Here is an 18,162-nt window from a genome sequence, read left to right as displayed (position 1 = left end):
GAAAAATACCCTCAGAAATAAAAGCCAATTTATTGGACATCGTCTGAGTTAGCGTGATTATTTTTCATTTGATTGATTAACATTACCATAAGTTAACTGAATTACGACTTACTTATCATAAAGTGTAGTCAGTGATAGGGCGAGGTACAAAGGTAGGATAGTCAATGGGGAAAAAACCGCCTCAAAGAGGCGGCCGAGGATTTATTCTCGAAGGCATAGCTGATATTTAAAGACTGTAGTAAAGCTCGAACTCTACAGGATGAGTGGTGTTGTTTACTTTTTCAACATCCTCTTGTTTTAAGTTTATGTATGAATCGATGAAATCATTACAAAAAACATCACCACGTGTTAAAAATTCACGATCTGCATCGAGGCAGTCGAGGGCTTCTTGTAATGAGGTGGCCACTTGTGGGATCTCAGCAGCTTCTTCAGCTGGTAAGTCATAGAGATCTTTATCCATAGCTTCACCTGGATGAATTTTATTTTGAATCCCATCAATACCGGCCATTAGCATAGCAGAGAAAGCCAAATAAGGGTTTGCCATTGGATCAGGGAAACGTACCTCAATACGACGACCTTTTGCACTTGGTACCACAGGAATACGAATAGAAGCTGAGCGGTTACGTGCAGAATAAGCTAGCATAACAGGCGCTTCGAAATGGGGAATTAGGCGTTTGTAGGAGTTCGTTGCTGGATTAGCAAATGCATTGATCGCCTTAGCGTGTTTGATGATCCCACCGATATAATATAGGGCAGTTTCACTTAATCCACCATATTTATCTCCAGCGAAAAGATTGACGCCATCTTTAGCGAGTGATTGGTGAACGTGCATTCCACTGCCGTTATCACCTACAACAGGTTTTGGCATAAAAGTGGCTGTTTTTCCATAAGCATGGGCAACATTATGGATGACATATTTCAATACTTGTACTTCATCTGCTTTTAGAGTCAGAGAATTAAAACGTGTTGCAATTTCATTTTGGCCTGCTGTTGCGACTTCATGGTGGTGGGCTTCAACCACTTGTCCCATTTCTTCAAGAACAAGACACATGGCACTGCGTAAATCTTGTGAAGAATCAACGGGTGCTACTGGGAAATAACCACCTTTAACGCCAGGTCGGTGACCTGTGTTACCACCTTCATAGCTTTTTCCTGAATTCCAACTGGCTTCTTCAGCGTCAACTTTATAAAAACAGCCTGACATATCTGCGCCATATTTAACGTCGTCAAATAAGAAAAATTCTGGTTCAGGGCCAACTAATACCGTGTCAGCAATACCTGTAGAGCGAAGGTACTCTTCTGCTTTTTTAGCGATAGAGCGAGGATCACGGTTATAGCCAGACATGGTGGTCGGTTCTAAAATATCACAACGTATATTGGCAGTGACATCGGCTGTGAAAGGATCAAGAACAAAACTGCTAGGATCAGGCATCAGCACCATGTCAGATTCGTTGATCCCTTTCCAACCTGAAATAGAGGAGCCATCAAACATTTTACCGTCTTCAAAGAAGTCATCATCAATCTGATGAGCTGGAATTGAGACGTGTTGCTCTTTACCTCGAGTATCGGTAAAACGCAAATCAACAAATTTAACTTCTAATTCTTGTAATTGCTGTAAAACTGATTCAGCTGACATTATATAAAGTCTCCGAGTTGGGTAAAGTCACACTCTAATTTCAATGGCATCATATTTTTGGCTAGATGCAGTTCGAAAGACTATTAGCGAGAGCCGTGCCAATATTGTAACAATATGATTTAAAATAATTATAAGATCTTTACCATTTTAATCTGGGGGTGTTTCGCACCAATTTGGTGCGTTGGTTGCACGATTTTAGCGCTTTCATTCGCATCATATCAGTGCACTCAATCCGGTAAAGTAAGTGAATAATGGTAAAGAGTAAATACTCTATAACTCATCATCTTACCTTCATGGTGTAAAAAGAATAGCTGATTATTTGATTGAGATAATAAAAAAGTGACTTTACTGGATCGATAAATGCTCGATTATTGTGCACCTTCAGTTTGGGCTCTTGCAAAAAAAATTATCATTTGTATTAAACTGCATGATTATTGATTGGATTTGATTGGCCTGAGTAACAAAAGTCACTAAAAAGGTAACTTTATTGTGATTGGTTAAAAATAATCCTGTGAGATTACTCTAGGCTAGAGTAGAATAGCACGCTTTTTATCGTAACGAATAAAATGAAGTGTATTTGTTTCGTTATAATAACCCTATATATATCCCGATGGTAAGAGGTTTAGCCGTGTTAGAGAATTTACGTAACATCGCCATTATTGCACACGTTGACCATGGTAAAACGACCTTGGTTGATAAGCTGCTGGCGCAGTCAGGAACCCTTGAGTCTCGAGGAGAAGCCGCTGAGCGGGTGATGGATTCAAATGATCTTGAAAAGGAGCGTGGGATCACGATTCTGGCCAAGAACACTGCCATCAAGTGGAACGATTATCGTATTAATATCGTTGATACTCCAGGTCACGCCGATTTCGGTGGTGAAGTTGAGCGTGTCTTGTCAATGGTCGACTCTGTTTTATTGTTAGTTGATGCGGTTGATGGTCCTATGCCACAAACTCGTTTTGTGACCAAAAAAGCGTTCGCGCAAGGCCTTAAACCAATTGTCGTCATTAACAAAATTGACCGCCCAGGTGCTCGTCCTGATTGGGTAATTGATCAAGTTTTTGATTTGTTTGATAATTTAGGTGCAACCGATGAGCAATTGGACTTTCCAATCGTTTATGCGTCAGCATTAAATGGTTTTGCTTCACTTGATCCAGATGAAACAAGTGAAGATATGACACCATTGTTTGAAACAATTGTGGAAAAAGTCTCTTCTCCTGATGCCGATGCAGAAGGTGATTTCCAAATGCAGATCTCTCAACTTGATTACAACTCATATGTAGGGGTAATCGGTGTTGGTCGTATCAAGCGTGGTAGCGTTAAAACCAATCAGCAAGTTACAGTCGTAGGCGCTGACGGTAAGAAACGCAATGGTAAAATGGGTCAAGTGCTTGGTTACATGGGTCTTGACCGTCATGAAGTCGATGTTGCCAATGCAGGTGATATTGTGGCGATTACCGGTCTTGGTCAGCTTCAAATTTCAGATACTGTTTGTGCAACAACTACCGTAGAGGCTCTACCGCCATTATCGGTTGATGAGCCAACACTTACTATGACTTTCCAAGTCAACACCTCTCCATTCGCAGGTAAAGAAGGTAAATACGTTACTTCGCGTAATATCCTTGAGCGTTTAGAGCAGGAACTTGTACATAACGTTGCACTTCGCGTTGAAGAGACTGAAAGCCCAGATCGTTTCCGTGTATCAGGTCGTGGTGAACTTCACCTTTCAATTCTGATTGAAAACATGCGTCGTGAAGGTTATGAGTTAGCGGTATCGCGTCCAGAAGTTATCGAAAAAGAAATTGATGGCGTGATGTGTGAACCTTACGAAACATTGACGGTTGATGTTGAAGAAGAACATCAAGGGAGTGTCATAGAGAAGTTAGGGATCCGTAAAGGTGATATGAAAGACATGCAGCTTGATGGTAAGGGTCGTGTTCGTATCGACTTTATTATTCCAAGCCGTGGTTTAATTGGTTTCCAAACTGAGTTCATGACATCAACGTCTGGTACTGGCCTTATTTATCATTCATTTGATCATTATGGTCCAGTGAAAGGGGGTGATATTGGTCAGCGTGCACGTGGTGTTTTGATTTCTAATGCTACTGGTAAAGCATTGACATTCGCATTATTTGGTTTGCAAGATCGTGGCCGCCTCTTTATTGGTCATGCTGCAGAAGTGTATGAAGGTCAAGTGATTGGTTTGCATGCGCGAGCTAACGATTTGACAGTTAACTGTTTGAAAGGTAAGCAGCTTACTAACATGCGCGCTTCAGGTACTGATGAAGCACAAGTCTTAACGCCACATATTGAAATGACTCTAGAGCAAGCATTAGAGTTTATTGATGATGATGAGTTAGTTGAGGTGACACCTGAAAATATTCGTGTTCGTAAGCGTTATTTGACTGAGAATGAGCGTAAGCGTCATAACCGCAGCAGTAAATAAAGTATCAACTCGATTTGTTCTTTCCTTTAGATAAGCAAGAACAGCACTGAGAATTAAAAGCCTAAGATGAAAATATCTTAGGCTTTTTTGTTTTCAATTGTTCAGCTTCTAAAAGTTGCAGCATCAGCAATGCACCAAATATGGAGTAGAAAGCCAATGATAGGAGGAATAATAAACACCCACATGCTATACGCCGCGCCAATAAAGACAAAAAATAATAGAGCAGCCAAAACACGTCCTTGCACTAGTTGCCCAAGACCGGGAATGAATACGCTAGCGATAGCAGCAATCACATTACCTGCCGAACCTTGTTGAGACATAGATCTACCTTAGTAACTTGTTAATATAACCTTATATGAGTCACAATACTGAAGTAACTAGGGAAAAAGCAAGAGAAACCTTATGAAAAAAATGATGAATATTAAAAAGCTTATCAGTCTGTTTCGAGGGTTTTGGGAATTTTTAGTCCATTTATTAGCAAGATTAAAAACCGATCAAGTCAATATTCGTGCGGGTCATTTAGCGTATGTGACTTTACTATCATTAGTACCTTTAGTCGCAGTTATGGTATCGATGTTATCGGCTTTTCCAGTCTTTGTGGGACTGAGAGAAGAAATTGAAGGGTTTGTTTATAAAAACTTTCTTCCCGCAGCCGGTGATACTGTTCAAGTCTATTTAAATGAGTTTGTTGATAATGCTTCGAAAGGAACGACGGTGGGGATTGCCGCGTTAGTGCTGGTGGCTATTTTCTTGATCTCCGCTATCGATAAGGCACTCAATAGTATTTGGCGCACAAAAGAGAAGCGTCGCAGTATGGTGTCTTTTTCGATGTACTGGATGGTACTTACTCTTGGTCCAGTACTTGTGGGGGCCAGTTTAGTTGCAAGTTCATATATCGTATCGCTAAAAGTAGTGAGTGAATCGGATCTTGTTCATGTGGCGCCTTTGGTTAAACGCTTGCCTATGTTTTTTTCTATGGCCGCTTTTTTATTGTTGTATATGGTAGTGCCTAATCAAAAAGTGAAGTTCATTCATGCATTATTTGGTGCGTTTGTTGCTGCCCTTTTATTTGAGTTGAGTAAAAAAGGGTTTACTTTATATGTGACGCAATTTCCGACTTATGAAGCTATTTATGGTGCATTAGCATCCATCCCTATTTTATTTGTGTGGGTTTACTTATCTTGGGTGATTGTATTAATTGGCGCTGAAATTACTGCTGCACTACCTGAACATATCGATCAACAATTACAGAAGTTAATTGCTGGCGTAGATGAAGAAGAATAGCTATTAGCGGAAAATGGTTATTCAATCAATTGACATACACTTAATCATAGAAGTAAAGGTAAAAATGATAGCGTTAATTCAAAGAGTTAAACAGGTTAAAGTTGATGTGGATGGAGTGACCTGTGGTGAGATAAAACAAGGTTTACTCGTGTTATTAGGTGTTGAGCAAGATGATACGATAGAGAAAATGCAAAAGTTGGCGAAAAAAGTGATGCAGTATAGGGTATTTTCTGATGAAAATGGAAAAATGAACCTGAATTTACAGCAAATTGCTGGAGAATTACTGGTTGTTTCTCAATTTACCTTAGCTGCTAATACTAAAAAAGGGTTACGCCCCAGTTTTTCGGGAGCGGGTACGCCTGAGCAGGCTGAAGCTTTATACGGTGGATTTATCAATTTTTGTCGAAGCGAGGGGGTGACAACTCAAACAGGGCAATTTGCTGCAGACATGCAAGTATCCTTAGTTAATGATGGTCCTGTGACGTTTAACCTTCAGGTATAAATACGTTTGAATTTGAGTTGAGGTTGTTATGAATGATGAGTGTATGGATACTGATGATTTATTAAAAGAATTAACAATGACTTGGCATAAAACCATTCCTTTAAGTCAATTTATGCAAGTAAAGGCGGCTGAGTATGATGGCAGGCAATTGTCTGTTTCAGCTCCTTTGGAACCTAATCTCAACCTACATCAAACTATGTTTGCAGGCAGTATTTATACTTTGATGACATTAACGGGTTGGGGACTGATATGGTTAAAACAAAAGCAGTGTAAACTTAAAGGTGATATCGTGTTAGCTAAGGCCGATATAAGGTACATTGCCCCCATTCATGAGCAACCTCAAGCGGTTGTGACTTGGCCGAATATTGATTTGTCAGGGTTAGAGAAAGGTCGTAGAGTAAAGTGTAAGTTATTGATTGAACTCTTTTGTAATGAAAAGCGTTGCGCAGTATTTGACGGGGTTTATGTGACGACTCCTGTGGAGAACAACTGAGATTAACCTTTCGATTTTTTGATTCATTGATAGAGATTTTATGCACTTTTTTTCTATTTTGTAGGCTATTAGAATCAGCTTATGATAAAGAGAAAGGGTCTCTTTATATTGATGGAGTCAATGATGTCTAAAGTCTTAGTATTAACTTCAAGCATATTAGGAGAGCATTCTCAATCTAATCAATTGATTGATTATGCAATGGCACAATTATCAGATAAAAATGTGAATGTGACCATTAGAGATTTAACAAACAGTCAGTTACCGACATTGGATGGTGAATTGGCGATGGCCTTAAGAGGGGCTGAGAGTTTAAATGCTCGGCAACAAGATGCGCTGTCTTTGTCAGATCGTTTAGTGAAAGAGCTAAAAGCACACGACACCGTCATTATTACCGCCCCAATGTATAATTTCACCATTCCTACCCAATTGAAGCAGTGGATTGATCTTGTTGCTAGAGCAGGTGTAACTTTTCGTTATACCGATCAGGGACCTGAAGGGTTATTAACTGATAAAAAAGCCATTGTCATTACTACTCGAGGCGGTGTCCATAAAAATATGGCCAGCGATCATCTCTCTCCTTATCTTAGAACGGTACTAGGGTTTGTCGGGATCACAGAGCTTGAATTTATCTACGCAGAAGGCTTATCTATGGGAGAGGCTATCGCTCAAGAAAGTATAGAAAAAGCCCAATTTGAATTAGATTTATTACTCGCTTAAATCTGTATTATGCCTTATGACGTTTAAATCGAATAAGGCATAGCATGTCACTAATATAAAGCAAATAGCAGGCACGATATAAGAAAATACGACGCCATAGGTATCAATGAGAAGTCCTTGTACCATAGGGATTAGGGCACCTCCTAACATGGCCATGACTAAACCTGCAGCACCAAATTGTGTATTGTGTTTGAGGCCTTGTAGTGCAATACCGTATATGGTTGGGAACATAAGCGACATACAGGCTGAAATTGCCACCAACGCCCATACTCCATAGATTGTAGGAGTAAACATCATGAAAACCGATAGACTAGCTGCAATGATGGTGGAAATGGCAAGCAATAGGGTTGGTTTAACATAGCCCATTAACCATGTCATAAGAAATCGAGATAATAGGAAGGTTATCATGCTGTATTGCAAATAGGTGCCAGCTTCCTCTGCATTGCTAGACAAAGCATTCATGACATACCTAATCGTAAACGTCCACACACAGGTTTGTGCAGCCATATTAAAAAACTGTGCCATGACACCATATTTATAATGTCGATTCTTTAATAAGTGCTTTATGGTACTAAAAAAGTGAATTTTAGGATGTGCCTCTGATGAAACGGAAGCATTGACTGAGGGGGCCTTATTAATCGCAATGGCAAGCCAAGTGAGTAACAGAGCAAAGGCCATGCCGACATAAGGTGTCATTACCGCACTAAGTTCAGCTGTTTGTATGGATGCTAGCTGATCAATTGGCATACTCATTCGCTCTTGTGCCGTTGCTGGGTTTAAATGAGGAAGGATAAAACTGGCGGCAAGAAAGACACCTATGTTGGTACCAATGGGATTAAATGATTGAGCGAAGTTAAGTCTTTTGGTGGCATTGGCGACAGGTCCCATATTGATGACATAAGGACTGGCTGAAGTCTCTAGAATAGAGAGCCCTCCTGCTAAAATAAAAAGTGCTGTGAGAAAGTAACCATATGAGAGAGATTGGCTCGCAGGGTAAAATAAAAAAGCCCCAACTATAGCTAAACCTAATCCTGTGAGAACACCTGTTTTATAAGAATAGCGTTTATTGATCATGGCGGCTGGAATGGCTAAACAAAAATAGGCACCATAATATGAAAATTGCACTAAAGCAGCCTGAACGCTAGACATAGTAAAAATTTGGCTAAACACTTTGACTAAAGGATCGGTCATATTGGCTGCGACCCCCCATGCTGCAAAGCAAATAAGTAATAAAAGAAAAGGCAGTCGCATAGTGGGGAAAATAAGAGGGATTTTTTTCATGTGGTGATCCGCTGCATTTTATTATTGTGGGTTATTTACCCATCATATGCATCAGTGACTGCAATGATAAATTAATCTTAGCCTTTTCCCTGTAGATAGCTAAATATGTAACTTAATACCTTTATTCTTTTAACCTTGTTATTTCATTTGATGAAGAGTCAAAGGAACATTTTCTTAATTTGAGAATTTGCATTGCAAAATGCGAATATGCGCTTTTAGTTTTTTATGGTTTAAGTCTTACTTATTGATATTTAATGTTTTTGTTTTTTTGGCATGGCTATTGCTTAGTAGATATATCTATTCTAGCGAAGGAGCTGCTATGTTATCTCTAAGGCCTATTTCATTTACTTTTATTATTGGCATTATCTTTTCGTTGTCCGCGTATGCGGCACCTTTTGAGGAGTGTCCAACCAAAGCCTTTATTATTCAAAAGCCCTCATCTTTACCTAAAAATTTTGGTGTCGATTTAGGTACGGGTAGCTATACCATTTTATCTAATGATATGGGAAGCGGTGCTGCATTTAACGGTGTTGGTTTTAATAAATTTGATCGTTATTTATATGGTTGGGATTACGCCAGTGGTTCACTTGGTAGAGTGGGGACTGATCATCAAGTTGTGGCATTGGATGTGAGTAAAGATGGTGCTTCATCGAGTGCAGGAAATTTTTATGTAGGCGATGTGGCATTAGATGAAAATGCTTGGTATGGCTATCGGAAAAATAAGGGGTTATTCAAAATTATTTTAGATGATCCAGATAATTATGAAATGACCTTGGTTGCAGGCAGTCAGTCTAACGCGAGTTATAGTATTACGGATTTTGCTTTTCATCCTGATAATGGATATTTATACACAGTCACCAATGGCACAACAGCAAAATTATTAAAAATAGACAAAACGTCGGGTGCAGCTGAGGATTTAGGTACACTTTTAACAGCCACACAACGAGGTTTTACTTTCGGTGCTCAGTTTTTCGACGTGAATGGCAATTTGTATATTAGTAATAATTCTGATGGTTATATTTACAAAGTCTCTAATTTAGAGGGGGAGCCGAGCGTGAGTGGCATTTTTGCTTATGGGCCCTCTTCTACTAGTAATGATGGTGCAAGATGTGCATTAGCTGACGTACCTGTTGGAGATTCGGTTGATTTTGGCGATGCCCCAGACTCTTATGGCAGTAATATTGCTAGTAACGGTGCTCGTCATAAAATTGTTTCAGGTATTCAATTAGGTGCATTAATTGATAATGAAGGTGATGCTTATGCTTATCCTCTTTCTGATGATGTCAGTGATAATAGTCATGACGAAGATGGTATTACTATGCCTACTGGGTTTGAAGTGGGTGAAGATATGATATTAATTGTCGATGTCGTAGGAAATGAAGGTTACCTCAATGCCTGGATTGATTTGAATCATGATGGAGACTTCGATAGTGACGAGCAAGTTATAGCCTCTGAATATATGGATGAAGGTGAGAACATTGTCATTATTCAGGTGCCAAGCTGGGTTGAGGCAGGTGACACTTGGGCACGTTTTCGTTTGAGTACAACACAGAGTTTAGGGCCTACAGGTGGCGCAGGGGATGGTGAAGTAGAAGATTATCCTATCACAATAACAGAAACTGGCGTGACAACGGGTTATTACCCTGTCGGTTCGGAAGGCGTGGCGACAATTGTATATGAAGATCTTTATCCTCTGGAAGGAGATTATGATTTTAACGATGTTGTGATGGAGGTAAAAATTAATGAGTTTGAAAAAGATGGAAAGATCAGAAGAGTTAAAATAGAAGTTAAAGTCCTAGCTGTTGGAGCAACATTTCACAATGGTTTTGGTATTCAATTACCCGGCATTCCTCGCTCTGCAATCAAAGAATCTGCGATCCGTTGGGATTTAGATGGTGTTAATCAGTCCCATGCTATCCTAGAGGAAGGGCAAACTAATGCCGTTTTTATAATCACTGAAGATGTTCATTCCTATACTACTGTTCCCTATGGCTGCGAATTCTTGGGCACACAATTAGGTTGTACTCAAACAGAGCACCCTACTTGGACTATTACGATCCCTTTTGAAACACCTATAAATAGTAGTGACATGCCTGAGCTACCTTATGATCCATTTATTTTTGCTAATCCCAATATTCCACATGGTTGGTTACCAGAAGCGGTACTCGGTGGTAATCCAGGGCGAGCTTTAGAGGTTCACCTTAAGAATAAGGCTCCCACAGATAAGTTTGATCCACGTTTATTTGGTCAAGGCGATGATGCATCAAACCCCAGTGAAGGCTTGTATTTTCAGAATGCGAATGGCATGCCTTGGGCATTAATTATTCCAGAGAGATGGTCATACCCAGTTGAAAAAATACCGTTAAATGAAGCATATCCAGATTTTGTTGATTATGCATTGGGTAATGGTAATCCCAATTGGTATCAAAATGGTGACACTGGTTTAATTATTCCAAACGAGTAGAGGGAATGACGATGAATAATTCAATGTATAAAAGAGTATGTATTTTAGGTTTATTTTCTCTACTGGTTGCCTGTGGCGGAGGGGGAGGAGGAGATGATTCCAGCTCTTCTAGTGCGGCGAGTGATAATAGCTCTACAGCGGCAAGTACTACAAGCGGCACGGATACAAGCAGCACAACTGATGATAGTTCGTCAGGCATAACCACGACAGATTCTGTAGATGATGAGCCGGTATCGACGACTGATGATGAACAAGCTGCTGTTGATGTGGAATCATTAAGCAATTTGTTTGTTGGATCAGAGAATGAGTTACTATCTGAATATACTTTGTTTGTAGGTATCGATACTGGATACAGTGATAGAGCATATGTGTCTATTTGTGAAGAATTTGTTACCAAAGATGAAGGTGGTTATAAGGTTGATTATGATACTTGTTTAATAAGAGGGCCATTAAATGAAGGTGTATTGGTGACAGATCTTGTATTGGGTACTGCTCAACAGGAGTTGATTGTTGCTATTTGGACGTTTGATGGTAGCCAACCTGCTTACTATGTGTGGCGTTATGACGAAAACCTAACTAATCAAAGCTTGATGATTAATTGAGCATGACATATGAAAGGGGAAAGCGATTTCCCCTTTTTAATTGTTATCTTTAAAAGCGTTTAATAAGTTTTTCCATTGACTCACTGTTTCATCCGATTTTTTCCGCATCTGCAATCGTTGTTCTGATGTTAGAGTGTTCAAAGGGGATTTTATGCTGTGAAGGATTGCTTGAGCAATGGACTCGGCTGTTAATTCAAATATGGCTTCATTTTGGTTTTTATCGAGTAGGGTACTTTGCTCATTGAGACCATCGACTCCCGAATGAAGGATAGGTTTTCCTGCAGCCATTGCTTCTTGAAACACTAAGCCAAATGGTTCCCACCTTGAGGGAATAATGATGACATCGCATTCGTTTAGAAAAGCAGGGATATTGTCACTCGCACCAACAAATTGGATATTAGTTAATGATGAAGCCAGCTTTTTAAGCATATGTTCTAATTCTCCTGATCCTGCAATTTTGAGCTCAATATTTTCGTTCGGTATGAGTTTGATAGCCTCGATAAGTATGTCGAATCCTTTTTGTTTATGTAATCTGCCGTAGGAACCAATAACGTAGGTTTCCCCGGCTTTTTTTGTTGGTAATGTAACAAAGCGATTTAATTTTGTTCCCTGTTGTAGCACGAACAGTTTTTTTGGAGGGATAAGATGGTGTTGGTTCATCCATTGAGCTTGAGAATGGGAAACTGCAATGACAGTATCTATGATGCCGTAACTTAACTTTAGCATTAAAAAAAAACGCTTAGGCCTACTGACTTGGTGCTTTACAAAACCATCACAATAATGATGCTCTTGATATAAAATAGGGGTGTGAAAATTCCTGAGTTTAAGTAAGAGTATTTTGGGGAGATATTGCCAGCTGAGTGCATGATGTAGGCATATTATATCTGCTTCGTAATGCGTTAATGGATAATGTTTCAGATCAATCGTTTTGATGTGAAACTCAAAATCATTTATCAGGGGAGAAGATAGCAAGCTACTTAGTGCTGATTGGATTCCGCCAAATTCAGACGCACTAATTAAATGTAGGACTTTAGGCCGCAAGTGTTGCTCCTAGGCTCATATATATTTTATTTAAGCCTAGGATAACGAATGATTAATGTCAGTTTATGCTTGTGGATTGAAATAAACGATAAGTCACTTGTCCAGCTTTTTTCTCTTTCAGTTGTACCCAATGCTGAGGAAGAGTCAGCGCTGAAAGCTCTGTTTCTGTTTCTAGGTAAATTAATGCGTCAGGTGCTATCCATTGATGTAAATTCAGTAAGCGAATACATTCTTCAGCGAGAGATTGACGAAAAGGGGGATCAATAAAAATAATATTAAAGGGCTCATCAGGCGGTGTCTTGAGTAAAGTCAGTGTATCACCTTTAATGACCTTTCCTTGCTCGCATTTTAATGTGGTTAAGTTCTGTTGCAATTGCTTGGCTGCAGAGGGCTGTAATTCCAACATTTGTGCAAAGTCGGCGTATCTCGATAAGGCTTCAAAACTCAGTGCGCCGCTGCCAGTGAAGCAATCTAATACTCGTGCGCCTACAACATCGGTACTGAGCCAGTTAAACAGTGTTTCTTTGACGCGATCCGTTGTAGGACGTAATCCTTCTAAATCATGAATGGGTAAGCGACGTGAGCGCCATTGTCCTGAAATGATACGAACCTGACCCGTATTCGGTTTTTTTTTGGTCATTTTGCCCTCATGATTTTGCCTGAAGAAAGAAAGTGGTAGACTGTCACGTTTTGATTTAAGGTCGTTATTTTATATCAAAGTGGGCATAAAAGGTGAGATACCGTCGTTTTGTCGATTAACATCTCTATTTTAATGTGTCATTGAGGTGTTTTTAGGCGTCTTTTACCCTAATTGCATTATATTCGTTATTTGAGCACTGGTATCTAACATGGCAAAAAAAGGTTTTTTTTCTTGGTTTCGTAAAGATAAATCTAAAGGTGAAGTTAAGGCTGAACCGACAGAAACGGTAACAGAAGATAAAGTACAAGATGACAAAGCGCTGCTAGAGGCGAGAGCGTTAGACGAGCAGGCGTTAATCGCACAAGAAGAAAAGGCGGTAAGCGAACAAGCCGCAGCCGAGGAGCAAGCACGTTTAGAGGCACTGAAGGCTGAAGAAGCTAGGCAAGCTGCAGAAAAAGCGGCAATCGAGGAGCAAGCACGTTTAGAGGCGCTGAAAGCGGAAGAAGCTAGGCAATCTGCAGAAAAAGCGGCAATTGAGGAGCAAGCACGTTTAGAGGCGCTGAAAGCAGAAGAAGCCAGACAAGCTGCCGAAAAAGCGGCAATTGAGGAGCAAGCACGTTTAGAGGCGCTGAAAGCAGAAGAAGCCAGACAAGCTGCAGAAAAAGCCGCAATCGATGAACAAGCTTTAGACGTTCAACCCGAGCCGCAATCCAAACCTGAAAAAGAAGGATTTTTTACGCGTTTAAAGCGAGGATTGAAGCGAACCAGCGAAAATATTGGCAGTGGTTTTGTAGGGCTGTTTCGCGGTAAAAAGATTGATGATGATTTATTTGAAGAATTAGAAGAGCAATTATTAATTGCTGATGTGGGTGTTGAAACCACGACACGTCTCATTGATACGCTAACAGATCAGGCAAGTCGAAAGCAGTTAAAAGATGGTGAAGCACTGTACGATTTATTAAGGGAGGAGATGCAAAAAACCTTAGAGCCTGTTTCTGTCCCCTTAGTCCCTGACAATAAAGAGGGGCCATTTGTTATTTTAATGGTGGGCGTTAATGGGGTGGGGAAGACCACAACCATTGGAAAGCTAGCAAAACAATATCAGGCTCAAGGTAAATCAGTGATGTTGGCTGCGGGCGATACGTTTAGAGCCGCGGCAGTGGAGCAGTTGCAAGTGTGGGGTCAACGTAACGATATTCCTGTGGTTGCTCAACATACTGGGGCTGATAGTGCTTCGGTATTATTTGATGCGTTGCAGTCAGCGAAAGCGCGTAATATTGACGTGTTAATTGCCGATACTGCTGGCAGATTACAGAATAAATCGCATTTGATGGATGAGCTGAAGAAGGTCGTTCGTGTGATGAAAAAACAAGATGAGAATGCCCCCCATGAGGTGATGTTAACGCTTGATGCGAGTACGGGACAAAATGCGATAAGCCAAGCTCAGTTATTTAAAGAGGCTGTGGGTGTAACAGGTATCACGATAAGTAAGTTAGATGGTACAGCAAAAGGGGGGGTTATTTTTGCGATTGCCGATAAGTTTGGTATTCCTATTCGCCATATCGGTGTTGGGGAACAAATTGAAGATTTACGTACCTTTAATGCAAAAGACTTTATTGACGCTTTATTCAGTCAAGAGAATCTTGATAATTCAGGTCAATAATAAAAGTGTTATGTGAATGAATGCTTAATCGCATACTCTGGAGAATGAATGATCCAATTTGAGCAAGTAAGTAAAGTTTATGCTGGTGGTCAAAAAGCATTATCAGATGTCAGCTTTCATTTAAAAGTGGGAGAAATGGCTTTTTTAACCGGGCATTCTGGCGCGGGTAAAAGTACCTTGCTCAAATTGATCACCGTAATAGAAAGAGCGAATGGTGGCCGTGTATCGATTAATGGACACGATATAGCGAAAGTGAAGCGGGCTCAAGTGCCTTATCTTCGTCGTGATATTGGCATGATTTTTCAAAATCATCATTTATTGATGAATAAGAGTGTGTTTGACAATGTGGCCTTACCGCTTATGATAGAAGGTTTTTCTCATGGTGAAATTCGTAAGCGAGTCGCTGGAGCGTTAGACATGGTTGGCTTGTACGGTAAAGAGAAGCATCAGCCTATTATGTTATCGGGCGGTGAGCAGCAAAGAGTGGGTATTGCTCGAGCGATTGTGAATAAGCCACCTTTGTTATTAGCTGATGAGCCTACTGGGAACTTGGATCCCAAATTGTCGATGGATATTCTGCGTTTATTTGAAACCTTCAATAATGCAGGGACAACAGTATTAGTTGCTACTCATGATTTGGGATTGATTGCGCGAATGAAATATCGAACGTTAACCTTAAAGCAAGGAAGAATGCTAGGGGCGCAAGAGCTAGAATCTTCCATTATTCAGTGATTATATACTCGTAAAGAAGAGTTATGGTGATGTAGAAAGGAATATATTCATGAGTCAATCAAAATCTGTTTCACTTAATCGCAGTAAACTGCCTTTATCGGGTCGATTCATTATGTTTTTTGTTCGTCATGTTCAACATGGAATGGCGAGCATGGGAGAGCTTTGGCGCAATCCAGTATCCTCTGTGATGACGATGTTAGTTTTGGGGTTGAGTCTAAGTTTACCTGCTGCATTACAGGTACTTGTTAAAAACGCCGAGGCGATTACTCACTCTTGGAATAGCGCCGCTGAAATTTCTTTATTTATTGAAAAAGAGCCTAATGAAAAGGCCATGCAGAGTTTACTGACACGCATTCAGGCTTACCCTGAAGTCAGTGAAGTGAATTTTATTGATCGCTCACAAGCTTTGGCTGAGTTTCAGCGACTTTCCGGCTTTGGAGAGGCGTTATCTTATTTAGATACGAACCCATTGCCTGCGGTGATCACCGTGATCCCCACTTTACATTACTCAAGTCCTGAAGGGGCTAGAAGGCTATTGACCAAATTAGAGCAAGAGTCAGAAGTGAGCTTTGGTCGTTTAGACATTGAGTGGTTAGAGCGTTTACAAGCAATATTAAATTTACTTGAGCGTACAGTACTCGCTATTGCAACTTTGTTGGTATTAGCGGTTGTTTTAGTGATAGGAAATACCATAAGACTTGCCATTATGAATCGGCAAACAGAAATAGAAGTAATGAAGCTGGTGGGGGCGACAGAAGCCTTTATTCGCCGGCCTTTTCTTTATACGGGGATTTGGTACGGCATTATAGGCGGCGTATTGGCTTGGCTTATTATTAATGTGTTGGTGTTATATTTGTCATCAGCTTTAGGTGAACTGCTCGGTTTGTATGGTAGTGAGCTGAAGATGCAATCATTGACCTTCCCTGAATTAATACAACTGGTAATATTGGCTTCTTTTCTAGGATGGTTAGGGTCATACTTATCAGTTCGGCAGCATTTAAAAGCCATTGAACCTTCCTAGCGATTTGGACTCTATTAAATGGAAGAAGGGAATATGAACGAGACTTCATTTGCATTGGCACACTCTTGTTGCAAAAATAAACGTAAATGAAATAGTGTAATAATGAAAATAAAGATCGTTATCACATAATGTAATAGACCATTTGAGTATAATTAAGTGGGATTTACTTAGTAGAATAGTTGACATATTCTGTCAGATAGTCGATAGTTCTTCAGCCTGCTAAAAGTCTTTACTAGCAGTGTATCGATAGAGTTTAAGTACAGTTAGGAGCGTGAATGACTGATCAAACGCAAACAATGGCACTAATGGTTCCTCAAAGTAGTGGTAGCTTAGAGTCTTATGTTCACTCGGCCCAAAGTATTAGTATGCTTGAGCCAGAGCAGGAATATGAGCTGGCGAAGCGACTTCAAGAGACAGGTGATTTGCAAGCGGCAAAAAAATTAATTATGTCGCATTTGAGATTCGTTGTTCATGTTGCCAAAGGGTACTCTGGTTATGGATTGCCTCAAGCTGACTTAATTCAAGAAGGTAATATTGGTTTAATGAAAGCCGTTAAGCGTTTTGATCCTGATGTTGGGGTGCGTTTAGTGTCTTTTGCAGTGCATTGGATCAAAGCTGAAATTCATGAGTATGTATTGAAAAACTGGCGCATTGTCAAAGTGGCAACCACTAAAGCGCAACGGAAGTTATTTTTCAATTTGCGTAAGGCTAAAAAGCGTTTAGGCTGGTTCAGCGATGCAGAGGTCACTATGGTGGCTGAGAATTTAGGTGTGTCAAAAGCGGATGTGACAGAAATGGAATCTCGAATGGCCGCACAAGATCCTGCCTTTGACTTATCCAGTGATAATGATGATGAGCATGATTTTGCTCCCATGCATTACTTAGAAGATCATTCATCCGATCTTGCTTCCCAAGTTGAAAATGATAATTGGGACTCTCAAAATCACTCTCGTTTATTGTCAGCGATTAAAACGTTAGATGAGCGTAGCCAACATATTCTACAAGCGCGTTGGCTAAATGATGAAAAAGCAACGCTGCAAGAGCTTGCTGAAACCTATCAAGTGTCAGCTGAGCGGATCAGGCAACTTGAAAAGAATGCCATGAATAAATTAAAAGGTCGAATGGAAGCTTAAGTATTTGACTTGATTATCTATCCACTCACTCATCACGACGTGAGTTTTAATTTTGATGATGTCAGTTTGTGCATCAATATATTCCCTTATTTCATGCAGTCGCTGCATTGATTTCGCCTGCACATAAACCAATAAATCCATGTCGCCAGTGATCCCGCGACAAGTCATGACCTCAGGAATTGCTTGAAAAACGTGTACCACATCAGCGCAACGTGGACAGTGATGTTGAATTTCAAAATAGGCGGATACACCGACTTTTTGAGATTCACTTAGCAAGACTTGATAACCTCGAATGATCCCTTGTTGCTCCATTTTTTTGATCCGCTCAGATACCGCCGACCGAGATAGGCTCACTTGCTCAGCAATATTAGAGATACTTTGTCTAGCGTCTTGTTTGAGTGCATTTACAATAGCGGAGTCAAATTTGTCCATGAGGGGGTATCAATCAAAATGTGTGTGTAGGGCGGGAATTCCGTCATTTTAACGGAAAAGCTGTGAGTATGGCAG

17 protein-coding genes are annotated in these 18,162 nt (G+C 40.2%); 11 read left to right on the top strand and 6 right to left on the bottom strand.

The window, feature by feature from the left end:
* Positions 1 to 226 precede the first annotated feature (226 nt).
* Positions 227 to 1,636: a glutamate--ammonia ligase gene (gene glnA / locus Q0976_RS12080; RefSeq protein WP_299494093.1), complete on the bottom strand. Its 1,410-nt coding sequence runs from the start codon at positions 1,634 to 1,636 to the stop codon at positions 227 to 229.
* Between the two features lie 610 nt (positions 1,637 to 2,246).
* Here glnA and typA point away from each other — a divergent pair.
* Positions 2,247 to 4,082, top strand: a complete 1,836-nt coding sequence (gene typA / locus Q0976_RS12075) for a translational GTPase TypA (RefSeq protein WP_299494191.1) — start codon at positions 2,247 to 2,249, stop codon at positions 4,080 to 4,082.
* A 101-nt stretch (positions 4,083 to 4,183) separates the two neighbouring features.
* Here typA and Q0976_RS12070 read toward each other — a convergent pair whose 3' ends face one another.
* Positions 4,184 to 4,402 carry a hypothetical protein gene (locus tag Q0976_RS12070; protein ID WP_299494092.1) on the bottom strand — a complete coding sequence of 73 codons (219 nt, stop codon included), beginning with the start codon at positions 4,400 to 4,402 and terminating at the stop codon, positions 4,184 to 4,186.
* Positions 4,403 to 4,484: 82 nt separating this feature from the next.
* Between Q0976_RS12070 and Q0976_RS12065 the strand changes: the two genes are divergently transcribed.
* The 4 genes from Q0976_RS12065 to Q0976_RS12050 all read left to right on the top strand — a co-directional run bounded on the left by Q0976_RS12065 (position 4,485) and on the right by Q0976_RS12050 (position 7,078).
* Positions 4,485 to 5,366 carry a virulence factor BrkB family protein gene (locus tag Q0976_RS12065; protein WP_299494091.1) on the top strand — a complete coding sequence of 294 codons (882 nt, stop codon included), beginning with the start codon at positions 4,485 to 4,487 and terminating at the stop codon, positions 5,364 to 5,366.
* 64 nt (positions 5,367 to 5,430) lie between these two features.
* Entirely contained in the window at positions 5,431 to 5,868 is a 438-nt protein-coding gene (gene dtd, locus Q0976_RS12060; protein WP_299494090.1) for a D-aminoacyl-tRNA deacylase, read from the top strand.
* A 28-nt stretch (positions 5,869 to 5,896) separates the two neighbouring features.
* Positions 5,897 to 6,361 carry a thioesterase domain-containing protein gene (locus Q0976_RS12055; RefSeq protein ID WP_299494089.1) on the top strand — a complete coding sequence of 155 codons (465 nt, stop codon included), beginning with the start codon at positions 5,897 to 5,899 and terminating at the stop codon, positions 6,359 to 6,361.
* A 123-nt stretch (positions 6,362 to 6,484) separates the two neighbouring features.
* A complete protein-coding gene (locus Q0976_RS12050; protein ID WP_299494190.1) occupies positions 6,485 to 7,078 on the top strand; it encodes an FMN-dependent NADH-azoreductase in 594 nt (197 codons plus the stop codon).
* Here the strand turns inward: Q0976_RS12050 and fucP are convergent.
* Entirely contained in the window at positions 7,067 to 8,359 is a 1,293-nt protein-coding gene (gene fucP / locus Q0976_RS12045; RefSeq protein ID WP_299494088.1) for an L-fucose:H+ symporter permease, read from the bottom strand. The genes Q0976_RS12050 and fucP overlap by 12 nt on opposite strands.
* A 319-nt stretch (positions 8,360 to 8,678) precedes the next feature.
* Between fucP and Q0976_RS12040 the strand changes: the two genes are divergently transcribed.
* Positions 8,679 to 10,823, top strand: coding sequence for an LruC domain-containing protein (locus Q0976_RS12040; RefSeq protein WP_299494087.1), 2,145 nt, complete (start codon positions 8,679 to 8,681; stop codon positions 10,821 to 10,823).
* 11 nt (positions 10,824 to 10,834) lie between these two features.
* Positions 10,835 to 11,425, top strand: a complete 591-nt coding sequence (locus Q0976_RS12035) for a hypothetical protein (RefSeq protein ID WP_299494086.1) — start codon at positions 10,835 to 10,837, stop codon at positions 11,423 to 11,425.
* Between the two features lie 36 nt (positions 11,426 to 11,461).
* Here Q0976_RS12035 and Q0976_RS12030 read toward each other — a convergent pair whose 3' ends face one another.
* Entirely contained in the window at positions 11,462 to 12,466 is a 1,005-nt protein-coding gene (locus Q0976_RS12030; RefSeq protein WP_299494085.1) for a glycosyltransferase family 4 protein, read from the bottom strand.
* Between the two features lie 58 nt (positions 12,467 to 12,524).
* The gene (gene rsmD, locus Q0976_RS12025; protein WP_299494084.1) at positions 12,525 to 13,106 is read right to left on the bottom strand and encodes a 16S rRNA (guanine(966)-N(2))-methyltransferase RsmD; all 582 of its coding nucleotides are present in this window, start codon (positions 13,104 to 13,106) and stop codon (positions 12,525 to 12,527) included.
* Between the two features lie 208 nt (positions 13,107 to 13,314).
* Between rsmD and ftsY the strand changes: the two genes are divergently transcribed.
* The 4 genes from ftsY to rpoH all read left to right on the top strand — a co-directional run bounded on the left by ftsY (position 13,315) and on the right by rpoH (position 17,655).
* Positions 13,315 to 14,769, top strand: a complete 1,455-nt coding sequence (ftsY, locus tag Q0976_RS12020; protein ID WP_299494083.1) for a signal recognition particle-docking protein FtsY — start codon at positions 13,315 to 13,317, stop codon at positions 14,767 to 14,769.
* A 48-nt stretch (positions 14,770 to 14,817) separates the two neighbouring features.
* Positions 14,818 to 15,501 carry a cell division ATP-binding protein FtsE gene (gene ftsE / locus Q0976_RS12015; RefSeq protein ID WP_299494082.1) on the top strand — a complete coding sequence of 228 codons (684 nt, stop codon included), beginning with the start codon at positions 14,818 to 14,820 and terminating at the stop codon, positions 15,499 to 15,501.
* Between the two features lie 49 nt (positions 15,502 to 15,550).
* Positions 15,551 to 16,522, top strand: a complete 972-nt coding sequence (gene ftsX, locus Q0976_RS12010; protein WP_299494080.1) for a permease-like cell division protein FtsX — start codon at positions 15,551 to 15,553, stop codon at positions 16,520 to 16,522.
* Between the two features lie 275 nt (positions 16,523 to 16,797).
* Positions 16,798 to 17,655: an RNA polymerase sigma factor RpoH gene (gene rpoH / locus Q0976_RS12005; RefSeq protein WP_299494079.1), complete on the top strand. Its 858-nt coding sequence runs from the start codon at positions 16,798 to 16,800 to the stop codon at positions 17,653 to 17,655.
* Here the strand turns inward: rpoH and Q0976_RS12000 are convergent.
* The gene (locus tag Q0976_RS12000; RefSeq protein ID WP_299494078.1) at positions 17,632 to 18,087 is read right to left on the bottom strand and encodes an Lrp/AsnC family transcriptional regulator; all 456 of its coding nucleotides are present in this window, start codon (positions 18,085 to 18,087) and stop codon (positions 17,632 to 17,634) included. The two genes, rpoH and Q0976_RS12000, sit on opposite strands and share 24 nt — an antisense overlap.
* Between the last annotated feature and the right edge of the window lie 75 nt (positions 18,088 to 18,162).

Origin of the sequence: uncultured Shewanella sp., assembly GCF_947501665.1 — a bacterium.
Classification (GTDB): Bacteria; Pseudomonadota; Gammaproteobacteria; order Enterobacterales; family Shewanellaceae; genus Shewanella.
Note: the sequence above shows the minus strand (reverse complement) of the source record. Positions and strands in the feature narration are given on the sequence as shown.

Bases quoted from the DNA above. Each gene is read 5' to 3' on its own strand.
- glnA (WP_299494093.1), bottom strand. From the start codon at position 1,636: ATGTCAGCTGAATCAGTTTTACAGCAATTACAAGAATTAGAAGTTAAA.
- typA (WP_299494191.1), top strand. From the start codon at position 2,247: ATGGTAAGAGGTTTAGCCGTGTTAGAGAATTTACGTAACATCGCCATT.
- Q0976_RS12070 (WP_299494092.1), bottom strand. From the start codon at position 4,402: ATGTCTCAACAAGGTTCGGCAGGTAATGTGATTGCTGCTATCGCTAGC.
- Q0976_RS12065 (WP_299494091.1), top strand. From the start codon at position 4,485: ATGAAAAAAATGATGAATATTAAAAAGCTTATCAGTCTGTTTCGAGGG.
- dtd (WP_299494090.1), top strand. From the start codon at position 5,431: ATGATAGCGTTAATTCAAAGAGTTAAACAGGTTAAAGTTGATGTGGAT.
- Q0976_RS12055 (WP_299494089.1), top strand. From the start codon at position 5,897: ATGAATGATGAGTGTATGGATACTGATGATTTATTAAAAGAATTAACA.
- Q0976_RS12050 (WP_299494190.1), top strand. From the start codon at position 6,485: ATGTCTAAAGTCTTAGTATTAACTTCAAGCATATTAGGAGAGCATTCT.
- fucP (WP_299494088.1), bottom strand. From the start codon at position 8,359: ATGAAAAAAATCCCTCTTATTTTCCCCACTATGCGACTGCCTTTTCTT.
- Q0976_RS12040 (WP_299494087.1), top strand. From the start codon at position 8,679: ATGTTATCTCTAAGGCCTATTTCATTTACTTTTATTATTGGCATTATC.
- Q0976_RS12035 (WP_299494086.1), top strand. From the start codon at position 10,835: ATGAATAATTCAATGTATAAAAGAGTATGTATTTTAGGTTTATTTTCT.
- rsmD (WP_299494084.1), bottom strand. From the start codon at position 13,106: ATGACCAAAAAAAAACCGAATACGGGTCAGGTTCGTATCATTTCAGGA.
- ftsY (WP_299494083.1), top strand. From the start codon at position 13,315: ATGGCAAAAAAAGGTTTTTTTTCTTGGTTTCGTAAAGATAAATCTAAA.
- ftsE (WP_299494082.1), top strand. From the start codon at position 14,818: ATGATCCAATTTGAGCAAGTAAGTAAAGTTTATGCTGGTGGTCAAAAA.
- ftsX (WP_299494080.1), top strand. From the start codon at position 15,551: ATGAGTCAATCAAAATCTGTTTCACTTAATCGCAGTAAACTGCCTTTA.
- rpoH (WP_299494079.1), top strand. From the start codon at position 16,798: ATGACTGATCAAACGCAAACAATGGCACTAATGGTTCCTCAAAGTAGT.
- Q0976_RS12000 (WP_299494078.1), bottom strand. From the start codon at position 18,087: ATGGACAAATTTGACTCCGCTATTGTAAATGCACTCAAACAAGACGCT.